This window comes from Pseudoalteromonas sp. APC 3250, assembly GCF_030407915.1.
Lineage (GTDB): Bacteria > Pseudomonadota > Gammaproteobacteria > Enterobacterales > Alteromonadaceae > Pseudoalteromonas > Pseudoalteromonas tetraodonis.
The window spans coordinates 42,969-57,373 of sequence record NZ_JASDCM010000012.1 but is presented as its reverse complement, the minus strand read 5'-3'; the positions used below and the strand labels follow the sequence as shown (position 1 = coordinate 57,373).

At 40.7% G+C, this 14,405-nt stretch carries 9 protein-coding genes; 3 read left to right on the top strand and 6 right to left on the bottom strand.

Annotated elements, in window-relative coordinates:
* Positions 1 to 47: 47 nt before the first annotated feature.
* The 4 genes from QL986_RS12945 to QL986_RS12930 form a co-directional block, all read right to left on the bottom strand.
* On the bottom strand, positions 48 to 2,120 hold the full coding sequence (locus QL986_RS12945; RefSeq protein WP_138686758.1) for a S9 family peptidase: 2,073 nt from the start codon (positions 2,118 to 2,120) through the stop codon (positions 48 to 50).
* Positions 2,121 to 2,271: 151 nt separating this feature from the next.
* On the bottom strand, positions 2,272 to 2,847 hold the full coding sequence (locus tag QL986_RS12940; protein ID WP_013466224.1) for a hypothetical protein: 576 nt from the start codon (positions 2,845 to 2,847) through the stop codon (positions 2,272 to 2,274).
* Positions 2,848 to 3,124: 277 nt separating this feature from the next.
* Positions 3,125 to 6,256, bottom strand: coding sequence for an efflux RND transporter permease subunit (locus QL986_RS12935; protein ID WP_138765038.1), 3,132 nt, complete (start codon positions 6,254 to 6,256; stop codon positions 3,125 to 3,127).
* A 13-nt stretch (positions 6,257 to 6,269) separates the two neighbouring features.
* Positions 6,270 to 7,448, bottom strand: a complete 1,179-nt coding sequence (locus tag QL986_RS12930) for an efflux RND transporter periplasmic adaptor subunit (RefSeq protein WP_028834707.1) — start codon at positions 7,446 to 7,448, stop codon at positions 6,270 to 6,272.
* A gap of 292 nt (positions 7,449 to 7,740) precedes the next feature.
* Here QL986_RS12930 and QL986_RS12925 point away from each other — a divergent pair, with 292 nt between their 5' ends.
* A complete protein-coding gene (locus QL986_RS12925; RefSeq protein WP_138765037.1) occupies positions 7,741 to 10,251 on the top strand; it encodes a zinc-dependent metalloprotease in 2,511 nt (836 codons plus the stop codon).
* A 52-nt stretch (positions 10,252 to 10,303) separates the two neighbouring features.
* Here the strand turns inward: QL986_RS12925 and QL986_RS12920 are convergent, their stop codons facing one another.
* Together QL986_RS12920 and QL986_RS12915 are read right to left on the bottom strand one after the other, a co-directional pair.
* Entirely contained in the window at positions 10,304 to 11,092 is a 789-nt protein-coding gene (locus QL986_RS12920) for a PhzF family phenazine biosynthesis protein (RefSeq protein WP_138765036.1), read from the bottom strand.
* Between the two features lie 65 nt (positions 11,093 to 11,157).
* On the bottom strand, positions 11,158 to 11,772 hold the full coding sequence (locus tag QL986_RS12915; protein ID WP_016899022.1) for a PQ-loop domain-containing transporter: 615 nt from the start codon (positions 11,770 to 11,772) through the stop codon (positions 11,158 to 11,160).
* 272 nt (positions 11,773 to 12,044) lie between these two features.
* Between QL986_RS12915 and QL986_RS12910 the strand changes: the two genes are divergently transcribed.
* Together QL986_RS12910 and QL986_RS12905 are read left to right on the top strand one after the other, a co-directional pair.
* On the top strand, positions 12,045 to 13,178 hold the full coding sequence (locus tag QL986_RS12910) for a PepSY-associated TM helix domain-containing protein (protein ID WP_138765035.1): 1,134 nt from the start codon (positions 12,045 to 12,047) through the stop codon (positions 13,176 to 13,178).
* A 48-nt stretch (positions 13,179 to 13,226) separates the two neighbouring features.
* Positions 13,227 to 14,372, top strand: a complete 1,146-nt coding sequence (locus QL986_RS12905) for a tetratricopeptide repeat protein (protein WP_138686754.1) — start codon at positions 13,227 to 13,229, stop codon at positions 14,370 to 14,372.
* Positions 14,373 to 14,405: the final 33 nt, after the last annotated feature.

Genomic DNA, 14,405 nt, shown 5'->3' with positions numbered 1-14,405 from the left:
AAAGCCTCAGTTATTACTGAGGCTTTTTTGTAACAATCATTTACGGGCTATGACAAAGCGATAAAAAAGGCCATTTCTAGCGCTTTTTCTTCTAAGCTCTTAAAGCGACCCGATGCCCCACCATGCCCTGCATCCATGTCGGTTTTAAACACTAAAATATTATCATCGGTTTTATATTCACGCATTTTAGCCACCCATTTCATTGGTTCCCAATACTGTACTTGTGAGTCGTGCAAGCCGGTTGTCACCAATATATTGGGGTAGTGTTGCGCACTAATATTGTCGTACGGTGAATAAGCTTCAATAATGTCGTAAAAATGGGGGTCATTTGGGTTACCCCATTCATCATACTCATTTGTTGTAAGCGGAATGCTTTCATCTAACATTGTGGTGAGCACATCTAAAAATGGCACATGGCAGCCCACTCCACAGTAAAGTTCAGGCGCTTGATTTACCACAGCTCCCATTAATAACCCCCCAGCACTGCCACCAGAGGCAAACACTTTACTTTTGTTGCCATATCCTTGCTCAGTGAGCGCTTTAGTTACATCTATAAAGTCATTAAAGCTATTTTGTTTATGCTGTTTTTTACCATGTTCGTACCATGAACGCCCTAGCATTTCGCTACCACGCACATGCGCAATCGCATAGACAAAACCACGGTCGAGTAAACTCAGTGATGTACTCGAAAAACTAGGATCTATGGTGATCCCATACGCGCCATAACCATATTGAAACAACGGATTTGAGCCATCTTTTTTGAAGCTATCTTTACGATATACCAACGACACCGGCACTTTCACCCCATCTCGAGCGCTTACCATAAGCCGCTCTGACTGGTAGTCTTCTGCGTTAAAATCACCGAGTACTTTTTGTTGTTTAAGTAAGGTTTTTTCGCCTGTGGTTAAATCAACATTATAGAGCGAACCTGGCGTTGTTAAGCTTGAATAGTAAATGCGTGCATGGGTTACACTTGGCTCTGGGTTCATCGCAATAGCGGCGTAGTAACAAGGATCATCAAACTCAAGGTTCATTCGCTCGCCGTTTTTATTAACCACAACAAAGCGTGCTTGGCCTTGTTCGCGCTCGCTAAGCACTAAAAAGTCGTTAAATAGTTCAACGCCTTCTAATAATACAGTTTCACGATGAGGGGTATGTGTTTGCCACTGGTTTTTATCAGCAATGGTGTCGCTTGTTGCGGTCATTAATCTAAAGTTTTTGGCCTGCCAGTTAGTTACTATATAAAAAATATCACCAAGCTTATCGATATCAAATTCATGCCCCTCTTCGCGCGGCATTAAAGCGGTAAACTCACCTTGCGGTTGATTGGCATCAAGCACCCACATGTCGTTAGTTTCTGTGCTCGCCAAATCAATAATAATTAAGCTTTCATCACGGCTTTTACCTAAGCCCATAAAAAAGCTGCTGTCTTGCTCTTCGTATACCAGTACATCTTGGTGTTGCTCAGTCCCTAGTTCATGTCTAAAAACTTGATAACCCAATAAGGTTTTTAAATCCTTTTTTACATAAAATACGGTTTTATTGTCGTTCGCCCAAACAACTTGCCCCTCGGTAATCTCAAGTACATCGTCGAGCATTTTATTGCTGCTTAAATCTTTAAACCGTACTGTGTATATCCGTCTGCCGTCGGTATCTTCAGAGTAAGCCATTAATTGCTCGTTGGGGCTCAGTGCCACTTCCCCTAACTCATAAAATTCATAGCCATTGGCAAGTTCATTAACATCAAGTAGTAGTTCTTTATCAGCCATTGCCATACTGCGGCTGCGATAATGACGCGCATATTCATCATCTCCGCGAACCTCTGAGTGATACCAATACTGGCCGTCTTTTACCGGTACAGTGTTATCGTCTTTTACAATACGACCTTTAAGCTCCTCATATAATGTATTTTGTAGTGGCTTAATGGCAGCTAATTGTGCATCACAATAGGCATTTTCTTGCGCTAAATGTGCGAGTATATCGGCATTTTGTCGCTCATCATCGCGCATCCAATAATAATCATCACTGCGTGTTTTAGCATGAGTAGTCAGCGCATGAGCTTGCTTTTTAGCAACAGGGAAATTAGGTAATAAGCTTAAAGAATAATCAGAAGAAGACACAAAAAAACCGCTTAAAAAATAACAATGGCGGTCAGTTTATCATAAAAATAAAAAAGCCCACTCATAGTTGAGTGGGCTAAAGCGGTATAAATTCGATAACTAAAAACTACGAGAATTTTTATTGTTGTCGTTATACCTAAGGGAAGTTGATTTACTGTATTTGCTGCCAAGCCATCGCCCAGCTTTCACCAACGCCTGGCTCAAACATAGCGCTATTCTCATTCACACGGCAAAACTCACTAAATGGCCATGCCTTACACTGGTATATATGCCCTGTTTTTGGCTGTAATACTTTGGTGCCCGCACTGTACATATCGCCATTTTGAGGATAAACCGCGTCGTATCCAAGGCTATTGACTGTGATTAATTTTTTATTTTTTTCAGCGCGATTAAAGTGAACCACCGCGCTACAAATACCACTGCTTTCAAGTGCAAATATTTTGTTATGTCGGTACGCAACCACCAATCCTTGCTCTGTCATTCTACCAGCGCACACAAGCGGAATATGCATATTAATATGCTCAACCACCAGCAAACTCCAAGCATGCGGTTCGCCCTGCTCTGGAGAGAGTATTTCATAATCAAACGCTAGCTGAGTTAATTCGCCATGCTCATCGTAAAAGCTCACACTAACCGTATCACCAACAAAGAGCTGGCTATACTGATCGAGCCCAAGACAACCAATAGTTAACCATTCTCCACATGTTAATGATGAATGTATAAACACTGCAACACCTTAAAGAGTCAAACGTCGCCCATATCATATGGCTTTCAACAGGCAAACTAGCTCATGAGCTAATATGCGTTAACTAAAGTATTAGGTTAAAAACCATTGTGTAATACCAATACCGACTGATTGTAATTCGCAATGTTGCAATAATCAAACAAAAGAATGTAACCAGAGTTTAAAAACAATACTAAAGTTTGCACTAATGAGCATAAAACAAAAAAGCCAACCGCTTTATAAACGGTTGGCTTTTTTCAGCTACATGATCTGGGTGATGTTAACTTACGCTCGCTTTTTTACTTGCGAACGGGCGCTTAAATAGCGCGCCTATGTCGGTTAAAATAATATACAAACACGGCACCAAAATAAGGGTGATCAGTGTTGCAAACATAACCGCAAAGCCCAGAGCTACCGCCATAGGTATTACAAATTTGGCTTGTAAACTGGTCTCAAACATAATCGGCAATACCCCTGCAAAGGTCGTAATTGAGGTAAGTAATATGGGCCTAAAGCGTGCACAGCCTGCTTCAATAACCGCATCTTTTATAGTGATACCAGCTCGACGCGCCTGATTAATAAAATCAGTCATCACTAAGGAGTCGTTAATAACCACCCCTGCAGCAGCAATTAAACCAAAGCCCGACATTAAACTAATATCTAAACCAAACCAAAAATGACCCCATATTGCCCCCGTTAAACTAAATGGAATAACCGACATTACAATGAGAGGTTGTGAGTAACTTTTTAACGGCACGGCAAGTAATATATAAACTAAAATCATACCACCAGCAAAAAATAGCAGTTGCTCATTAGCTTGCGCCTGCTGTTCTTCAATTGCGCCACCTAGTTCTGACTTAACACTTGGGTATTCGTCCAACAATTGTGGTAGTAAATTTTCTTTTACTTGCTTAACCACTTCGCCTGGCTCAATCACTTCCTCATCAATGTTGCCATACACATAAACAGTGCGATAACCGCCTTCACGACGAATATAACTAATACCAGGGGTTTCAGTTAACTCAACCACATCTCCTAGCAATACTTCTTTGCCTTGGGGCGTGGTGATAACCGCGTGTTTAAGCGATGAAAACGCTTCGCGAGTAAGCTTAGGGTAACGTACCATCACCCGTACTTCTTCACCGCGACGAATAACACGTTGCGCCTCGCCACCATAAAAACTGGCACCGACTTGATTTGCAATTGAGGCCAAATCTAACCCTAAGTCAAAGGCGACTGGTTTTAAGCTCATTTGTACTTCTTTGCTAGCAGGATCAATGGTAGAGCTTATATCAAATAAGCCTTCTTGCTGCTGCAATAATCCAATAAAGCGACGCCCTGCTTCATTCAATGTATCGATATCAGAGCCATACAGCAAGTAACCAAACTCACCGTTACCGCCGCCACCTCCACCGCCAACATCATCCTGAATAGTTAACGATTTAACGCCCGCAATATTAGGCATCGCTTCACGCCAGCGGCGCGAAAGCTCAAAGGCATTATAAGGGCGTAAATCTTCATCAACCAATGGCGCTAATAACTGCGCCTCTGTACGACCTTGGTTAAATACCAATACATCGCGAATCATCTTTTGCCCTTCTTCGCGCTCGGTTTGCTTATCTATTTCAAGCACCATGGCTTCGATTTGGCGAATAGCATTAATAGTTTGAATGTCTGATACGTTATCGTTCATCTCAACATTAATTTGCGGGAAGTCATGCGGCACTTTAGGCGATGGGATCATTCTCACCTGATTTGACGATATTAACGCAAAGGTGAAAATTAGTAGCGCAATAAAACTAAACAGCACCGTCCAACGCCACTTTATACAATTAACAATAAACTGCCTATACGGCCCATTTACAAAGCCAAAAAAGCGCTTATTAAAGCGTGCTCGCCAACCGTCAGGGTTAATAGGAGAAAAGTGAGTATGCGCAATGTGTGCCGGTAATATCAGCTTAGATTCAATCAAGCTAAATATTAAACATAAAATCACCACCACTGAAATACCTATAAAAAAGGAACTTTCAGGGCCGCTTGAAAGCGTAAACGGCGCAAATACCGCAATGGTTGTTAGTACACCAAAGGTGGCAGGGGTTGCCACTCGTTTAGCGCCATTAACCACATTAACAACACCGCCGCCTTTTTTTTCTATTTCGGTGTAGGCACTTTCACCTATGACAATGGCATCATCCACCACAATCCCCAGCACCATAATAAAGGCAAATAAAGACACAATATTAATTGTGATACCAAATAACGGCATCAGCATCATCGCACCTAAAAAGCACACTGGTAAACCAATCATTACCCACAGTGCGAGCTTAAAACGTAAAAATAACGAAAGCATAATAGCGACTAAAATTGCACCTTGCAGCAAATTAGCTTTCATCATGTCTAAGCGTGCATTTAGATAGTAAGTAAAGTCCATTAGCGGCTCTATACGTACACCCAATGGCAGTTCTTTATTTTTTTGATCAATATACGCTTTAACCGAATCGGCCACCGGAATAATGTTTTGATCTTCGGTGGCTTTTACCGATAAATAAACCGCGTTTTCGCCATTAAATTTAAAGTAACGCTCACCTTCAACGAACTGATCTTTGATTATAGCAATATCTTGTAGCAACACTTTGGCACCATTGGCGCCAATTTTTACCGGAATTTGCCTAAACTCTTCACCAGAATAAAACTGATTTTCTACTCGAACCGAAATAACACCCGCATCAGTTTTTAGTTGTCCGGCTGAAAAGTTAGCCGAATAACGACGTACCGCGTTCGCTACATCCGATAAAGTTAAATTATATTGGCGCAGTGTGTCGGGCTCTATTTCTATGGCAATTTCATCCAGTGGCACATCGTTTACCACTAAAGATACATTCGATAACTGCAAGAGTTCATCTTCAACCTGATTTGCGATTGGCTTAAGCTCATTTAGCGGTAGGTCAGCCACGAGCGTCATACCAATTACATCTTGGCGAAACTCTATTTGACTAATGGTAACCGGCTCCATTCCTGCAGGAAAAGTCGCGATACCATCTACTCGCAGTTTTACCTTATCGAGAACGTCGGTAAGCTCTGCGTCAGTATTAATTTCAAGGCTGGCAGAACCCCCATTACGAAAAGCGCGATATACCCCTTTTTTTATCTCAGTTATATCTTTTAGCGACTCTTCAATTTTTATTAAGATACTTTCTTCAATTTCTTGTGGCGACGCCCCCGGGTAGTTTGCATTTACAGTAATATAGTTAACTTCTATATTAGGGAACATTTGTCGCTGAATGGTAAAGTAGCTTATAAGCCCCATTACAATAATAAAAAACATCATTAAATTGGCAGCAACAGAGTTGTTAGCAAAATACGCAATTAACCCTGTTTGTTTGGTTGTATTGGGCTGTTCTGTGTTATTCATAACTCACCCTACCTTAAAGTTTTTCAGTGGATGCATTTTCTGCTGCATCTGTATTTTTAGTCTCTGTTAAACCGGCTATTTTTACTGCCATGCCTTTTTGAGGGTATTCCGGTAAGGTGGTAACGAGCTTATCGTTGGCTTGTAAGCCATCGCTAATATAAAAATATTCGCCTTCTTCACGAATCACTTTTACTTTACGCGGCTCTAACTGTTGCTCATCATTAACTATCCACACGGTTTGGTTATTTACTAACTCTTGCGGTAAACGATAAATATTATTGAGCATAGTGCCGGCAAAGTTTACTTGTACATAAGTGCCAAATTTAATTGCAGGCTGCTGATTAGTCAGTCCGTAAGGATCTTCAATTCTTACCACTAAACTGCTCATGCGAGTCGCGTTATCAACAATCCCTAAATCGCGGTCTATTACTGCTTGGCGAGTAAACCCATTGAATCCTGTTTTAATAACGGTTGCCGTTACCCCTTTAACGCGCTCAGGTAAAAACACACTGTCAAAACCTGCGATCGGAATAATCACTTCAGCGGTTTCAATATTATTCAGCTCGGCAACTTGAGCGCCCATACTAACAAACTGGCCAACCCCCACATTCCGACTAACCACTAATGCATCGTAAGGTGCGGTGATTTCACAATTGTCTAAATCGCGTTGGGCTCTTTTTAATGCTGCTTGCGCCGACTTAACTGATGCTTGCGCACTCAGCACTTGTGGTTTGCGTAAAAATAAATCTGTACGTGCTTTATTTGGGAAACGTTTTGCTTCGTCTTCTGCTACTTTGGCTTGCGCTTGCTCTTCAATTAACATCGCTTGAGCGCGGGCAAGTTCAGCTTCAGCTTGCAATACCGCAGCCTCGTAGTTATCTTTTTCAATAGTAAATAAGGTTTCGCCGCGACCCACAACACCACCCGCCACAAAGCTTGGATGCCAGCTGACGACTTCACCTGACACTTGCGCTGAAAGTTGGGTATTTTCTAGTGGCTGCACTTCACCATAACTATTAATGATAACTTGATGATCGTTAGCGGAAACGGCTTCAACTTGCACCGTTGGTCGAGTGTCTATGACTTCTTTTTTGTCTGACTCTTTTGCAATCGCATTAATTGCAACAAAACCAGCAACACCTAATGCCAGTGCTACAAATGGAAAAGCCCATCTAAGTACATTACCTTGCATCTGTTTATTTCTCCCAAATTACTATTAGCACTATGATACCAAAGCTTAATGAAACATTAACGTGACATTTGTAAGCAACTGTTACAAAAAAGTATAAAAAAGGTCTGCTTCAGCGAATAAAAGGTAAGTCAAAAGCACTGTTAAGTCGCTTTATAAATGTATTGTTACAATCTTTTACCATTATAAATCATAAAGCTAATCACTTTAGGTTAGTATTTATTAATCATACTGTGCCAAAAAGCATGACACACCGTACAGTAAAATTACATTAACAACTAAAAAAGACTAAACAATGAAATTAACCACACTTACCTTGGCGCTGAGTATAGCGTTTAGTGGCAGCTATGCTGTTGCAGCAGAAAAAAAAGAAGAAAAGAAACCACAAACATTAACTGAAATGATTAAAGGGCAAACCGAATTTGCGGGTATTTTTAATCTTTACCAAGATGAAAAAACCGGCGATCACTTAATGGTGATAAATGAGTCACAGCTCGATACGCCTTTTGTGTACTTTGCACATACCATTGATGGTGTAACTGATGCGGGTCATTTCCGTGGGTCGTATCGTGAAACAAAGCTGATTGAATTTAGAAAATACTTTGATCGCATCGACATCATTAGTAAAACCCCTCGCTACTTATTTAATGAAAATAGCGCACTTGCCAAAGCCAGCGAAGCTAATATCAGCGAAGCCGTGCTTGCAAGTATAAAAATTGAAAAACAAGAAGAAGGGAAAATAGCCTTTAATGTAAACGAGCTTTTTTTAAGTGAAGCGCTACATAAAGTATCTCCTACGCCTAACCCGAACGATAAAAATGCTAAAAAGCGTTTTAAAGTAGGTAAGTTAGACGATAAAAAATCACGCATCATCAAACAGCGCCCATACCCTAACAACCTAGATGTGGTTGTTGATTATGTTTTTACCAATAGCAGCCCAACCGTTCGAGGTTCAGGTGCTGTAAGCGACCCCCGAAGTGTGTCGGTAAAAGTACAACATTCATTTGTGGCTTTACCAGAAAACAATTACCAACCTCGCTTTGATGATGCACGTATTGGTTATTTCACCAATCAGTTTGATAAAATGACGTCAACCGACTGGGCGCCATACCAAGATGTCATTAAGCGCTGGGATTTACAAAAGAAAGATCCAAACGCTGCACTTTCAGAACCAGTAAAACCGATTACCTGGTGGATAGAAAACACCACACCGGTTGAATGGCGTGACACCGTGCGTGATGCCGTACTTGCTTGGAACACCTCATTTGAAAAAGCAGGCTTTAAAAATGCACTTGAAGTGAAAATTCAACCTGACGATGCCGATTGGGATGCCGGCGATATTAACTATAACGTACTACGCTGGACTTCATCACCCAAACCACCGTTTGGTGGGTATGGGCCAGCATTAGCGAACCCGTTAACCGGTGAAATTTTAGGCTCAGACATTATGCTTGAGTTTGTATTTATGAAAAACCGCTGGATATACGACACACTGTATACTCAAGGCACGATGAGCCATACACAGCCAACCAACTATTCAGAACTCAATTGCTCTTTAGGTCATGAATTACAGCAAAGCCTAATAATGGCCAAGGGCTTAGCAAATGGCGCTGATATTGAAGATACCCAAATGTTGCGCCAAGGCTTAACTCAGCTGGTTTTACATGAAGTAGGGCATACTCTAGGTCTTAATCACAACATGAAGTCTTCTATTTTGTGGGATGAGAAAGAAGTTCACGACAAAAGTAAAACCCAAGGCATAGTTACCGGCTCGGTAATGGACTATGCGCCAGCAAATATAGCGCCAACGGGTGTGACTCAAGGCGATATTTTCCAAACTAAACCAGGTCCATACGATGATTGGGCAATAAATTACGGCTACAGCGCAGCGCTTAAAGATGAAGCTGCAGAGCAAGCTCGCCTTGATAAAATACTCGCTCGCTCAAGCGAACATGCGCTTTCCTTTGGTAACGATGCCGACGACATGCGTGCCCCTGGCCGCCACATAGACCCTCGCGTGATGATAGGTGACTTGTCGTCTAACCCTGCAGCTTACGGCGCAGATAGAATGGCACTGATCAATACGCTCTTTGCAGAACTTAAAGACAAAGCTACAGTAAAAGGTGAGTCTTACCAACAGCTTGTTACTTCAGCTAACAGCCTATTTGGCCAGTATCGTGCACAAGCAGGCGTGGTATCTCGTCAAATTGGTGGCGTGTATGTAGAGCGTGCCGTCGTGGGCGATGAAAATGCAGCAAAGCCTTTTACACCGGTACCACTTGAGCGTCAAACCCAAGCAATGGCTATTTTAGCTGAGTATGTGTTTGCTCCAAATGTACTGCAAAGCATGCAGCCATTGTATAACTTTATGCAGCAGCAGCGTCGTGGGTTTAATCATTACGGTAAAAACGAAGACCCTAAACCGCATAAAATGATTTTAGGTATGCAAAAGAGTGTACTAGCGCAACTACTACATCCTGCTGTGTTACTGCGTATTTCAGATACTGCTTTATATGGTAATGAATACAGCCTTACGCAATTTATGGAGGATTTAACTGCAAGTATCTTTGTTGATAGTAAAACCGCTAATTCAGTCAGTCATAATTTACAGATTGAATATGTTAATCAGTTAATTGCGATTGCAGGCCTAGAAAAAGCAAGTAAATACGATAACTTAGCGAAAACAGCCGCGCTATATCAGCTAACTCAAATAGCCGATAAAAAGGTTGCATGGGGCGCTGATACCGCAACCAAAGCACATAAAAAATATATCGACCGCTTAATTAGCAAAGCGCTAGAAGCATAAATAACACTGAGTAAACCAAGGCCACGTCATACGTGGCCTTTTTTACACTAACTCAAAGGTAAATAGTGCCTTTAAGGTACCTTACGGCATGACCCGTTAATGTCACTGTTGTATTGCCCACTTCACAGTGTAGCTTCCCACCTCGTTGTGAGGCTTGATAAGCACTGAGAGAATTTTTTCCAAACTGCCCTGCCCAATAAGGGGCAAGCCCAGTATGAATTGAGCCGGTTACAAAGTCTTCATCACCCCCACTGGCAGGCCAAAAATAACGAGAAATAAAGTCGTACTCAACACTCGGTGCTGTTGCAACCACATCTAATGGGGCTAATTTTTTTAGTTGTTCATTGGTTGTTTTCAGATCTACAACCTGCTGCTCATTATCATAAATAGCAAAATAAGCTTGGCGGTTTTTCAGCACTTTAACAGGTTGTATAGACAGGCCAGCTAATAGAGCATCAGGGATGAGCTGAACCTCTTCAGGGGCTTGTTTAGGAAAGGTCATAGCAAAGCTGCCATCGTTATTTTTATTAACAATCAGTTTGTCCACCGCCTCTGCGCTAAAGCACACCTGCGATATACTATGTTGCTCACAAAGCACATAGGCCGCCGCTAAAGTAGCATGGCCGCAAAAATCAATCTCCATTAATGGCGAAAACCAACGTATCGCAAAGCTTCCATCTGCCGACTGACAAGTAAAAGCGGTTTCAGACACATTGTTTTCCGAAGCTATATTCAGCATAAGATCATCACTAAGCCAAGACTCCAATGGGATCACGGCAGCATAATTACCTTTAAACAGTTCACTGCTGAACGCATCGATTTGATGGATAGTTAATTTCATAGTGGGCACTTTTTATTTATTGGTCACTCAAAGTGCCACAAATGAAATTAACGGTCACTATAATTTTATGCCAACACAGGACGTACGCGATAATACTGCATACACGCAAATTGCAGCGCATTAGTAAGCAATATCATAATAAACATTAATATATGCGAAGTACTTTGCACTGGCATGGCTAGCTCTGCAAACAAACCACAGATACCTGCTATAAATTGCAAACTAAAATAGCGCGCACTCAGGTTACTAATATTCCCTGTTCGCAGTGTTTTATAGGTTTGTGGCATAACCCGAACCGAACTCATAATTAAGCCCACATAAGTTAAGCCGTTTAGCACAGAGGCAGTATCTAGGTTAGGGTTTAACAGCAACAAAAAAGGTAATAACGAAAAGCTAAGCATGCCAAGTAACTGCAGCTTCTGACGTTTAGCGGCATTATAACGGGCAAAAAAGTATAAAATTAAACCACTCAACAATCCTGTCGCAAAAAACGGCAAGGCAATATAAAAGCGAGCAAAATAAAGATTGTAGCTAATAAAGTACACACTTTGCGCTAAACCAAATGTCATCATTAGCAGTGATACACCCGATACACTGCGGTTTTTAATAATTTTATTAAGTAACGGTAAAAAACTAAAAACCAAAATAAACACTGACAAAATAGGCAAATAATACGCCAAAGCAAACCTCGCTCGTTACATTGTTGTTAATAAAAAGGAAGAAATAAAACATTTTTTAAACATCTGTTTTTAAAGGCTTTATTTGTGTGCGCGCATTGTAGGGCTGGCTAGGTTTTATACAAGCTTCATGCTTACTTTAGTTTTTAATGATGGCAACTTGAGTATACAAAAACCGTTACTAAAACTTCACAGCACGCCACTTCAACTAATTGCAATACAAATGATAACTGTTATCATGCGCATACGTGTAATTTAACATACAAGCTAAAATAATGAGAAAAACACTGTTTAAAATTCATAGTTGGTTGGCGCTAATTGCCATTATTCCTTTAATTGTTATTAGCATTACTGGCAGTGTTTTAGTGTTTAAAAGTGAAATAGACGGCTTACTGATGCCTGACAAACACTTTGTGGTACAGCAGCAAGCTGCTCGCTTACCTATGGACTCATTAATAGATAAAGCCGAAGCAGCCTTTCCTGAGTATGTAGTAGGAAGCTGGGAGCTTTTTAATAACACCACCGCCGACCGGCTTTATTTGGTTAAGCGTGGCACTGACGATTGGTATAAGTTGCATTTAGACCAATACACAGGAGAAGTTTTATCAGAACCCGTAAGCACAACTCATTATTTTACCGACTGGTTTTTAGAGCTCCATTACACCTTTTTACTTAACGACTTAAAAAGTTTACCAGGGCAAACAGGCACCGTATTAGGGTTCTTTTTTGCTTTATTTTTATTAACTTTAGGTATTACTGGCTTAATTATTTACCGCAAATTTTGGCAGCGACTATTTAGCGTACGCTGGCGCGCAACGTTACAAATAGTACTCAGTGACATTCATAAGGTGACCGGTGTTTTAGGCTCACCTATCCTTATCGTTTTAGCGATTACAGGTGGTTATTTTAATGGTGCAGTGTGGTATCACGAAGTAATAGAACACGCAGAAGAAGAGCACCACACTATTACAAATAAATTATATAGTGACGACATCTCTTTTGAGCGGATTCTTAATGATAGCAAGCTGCAAATACCCACTTTTAATACAACTTTTTTAGTTTTTCCACGAGAGCCCGATGAAAATATCACTCTTTATGGCGAAGTAAATACCAGTAACCCACTTACCAGTGAATATGCCAATACCATAACCTATAATAAGCAAACAGGTGAACACATCGCTAACTGGGATATTCGAGAGGCTGGTGCTGGTTGGCAAGTAATAGACAGTTTTAGAAAACTACACTTTGGTTATTTTGCTGGGCTTATCAGTAAAATACTATGGTGTATTGTTGGCCTTAGCCCTGTATGGCTCGCTGGTACAGGCTTTTATTTATGGCTCACACGCCGTAAACGTAAAAAGCAATCACACAAAAATCGCTTAAGTAAGCATCGCACTGTAAGTGCTTGATTATAAAGTCACCTCATTGTAATCTTAAAAGTCACAGTGAGGTGATTTATGAAATATCTAGTTTTTACACTTAGCTTTTTTTTAGCTGCATGCAGTAGTACTCAACCAGCAGTGCAAATTAAAAAGGTACAGCTTACACAAGTAATTAACCACTCTCTTTTCAAGCGTGTTGAAACCCCTAATGAACACAGTGTTTTTGAGCTTTCAGAACCTGAAAAAGAAAAGTTTTTAGCTTATGCACAGAAGCGCTTAAATGAGATACGTGCTGATGAAATTGTTTTTAACTACCTAGAAAACCAGCTTACAAACTTTAAGTATCACGGTGATACACTAACATCCAAACAAACTATTGAACGCTCACAAGGCAACTGTATTAGCTTAGCTATATTAACACAAAGCTACGCCACGCTTTTAGATCTTGACACCAGTTTTCAAGAAATGACCAGCGAACCTGTGTATGCCAAAGAGGGAAGTTTAGTTTACATAGCCAACCATTTTAGAACCAAAGTTTACGCACCGGAAGAAGAAACTGATGATAACTTTATTGTATTTATTCGCCCAGGCACTTTAATAGATTACTTCCCAACCCGCGGCAGCTTTTATGCTGGCAGCGCCACCTATAATGATTTACTCAATAAGTTTTACAGCAATTTAGCGGCGGAAGCATTAGCTAAAAATAAACTCAATACAGCCTACTCTCTTATTTTGAAAGCTAATTCTTTTACTCCTAACGATCCTGAATTGTTCAATATTACGGGTATATTACATCGCCGTGCAGGCGATTTAAAAAGCGCTCAACTGATTTACCAAACCGCACTAAATAGAAACGATATAAGTATAAACTTAATCAATAACTATCGGCTACTCGCAAAAGATCTTGGCGATACAGAGCTAGAAAAACAATTAACAAGCCAATTAATTAATGAAGAAAAAGACCCTTACGAGCTATTGGTTATTGCTAAAAACAACCTGCAGGAAGGAAAGGTAACTCAAGCTAAAAACCACCTTGAGTCAGCAATTGCAAAAGCACCATATATATCAGAGCTTTACTTAGAGCTTGCAAAAATTCGTTATCAACAAGGTAAGTCTAAACAAACACAAGCCTTGCTTGAACAAGCCATTAAATATGAGCGAGACAATGAAAAGCTCAATATATACCAAGCAAAGTTAGCATCGCTTACTAAGCCAAAGTAGGTTGCTTTTGGGTAATACATATTTAAAAGTGTA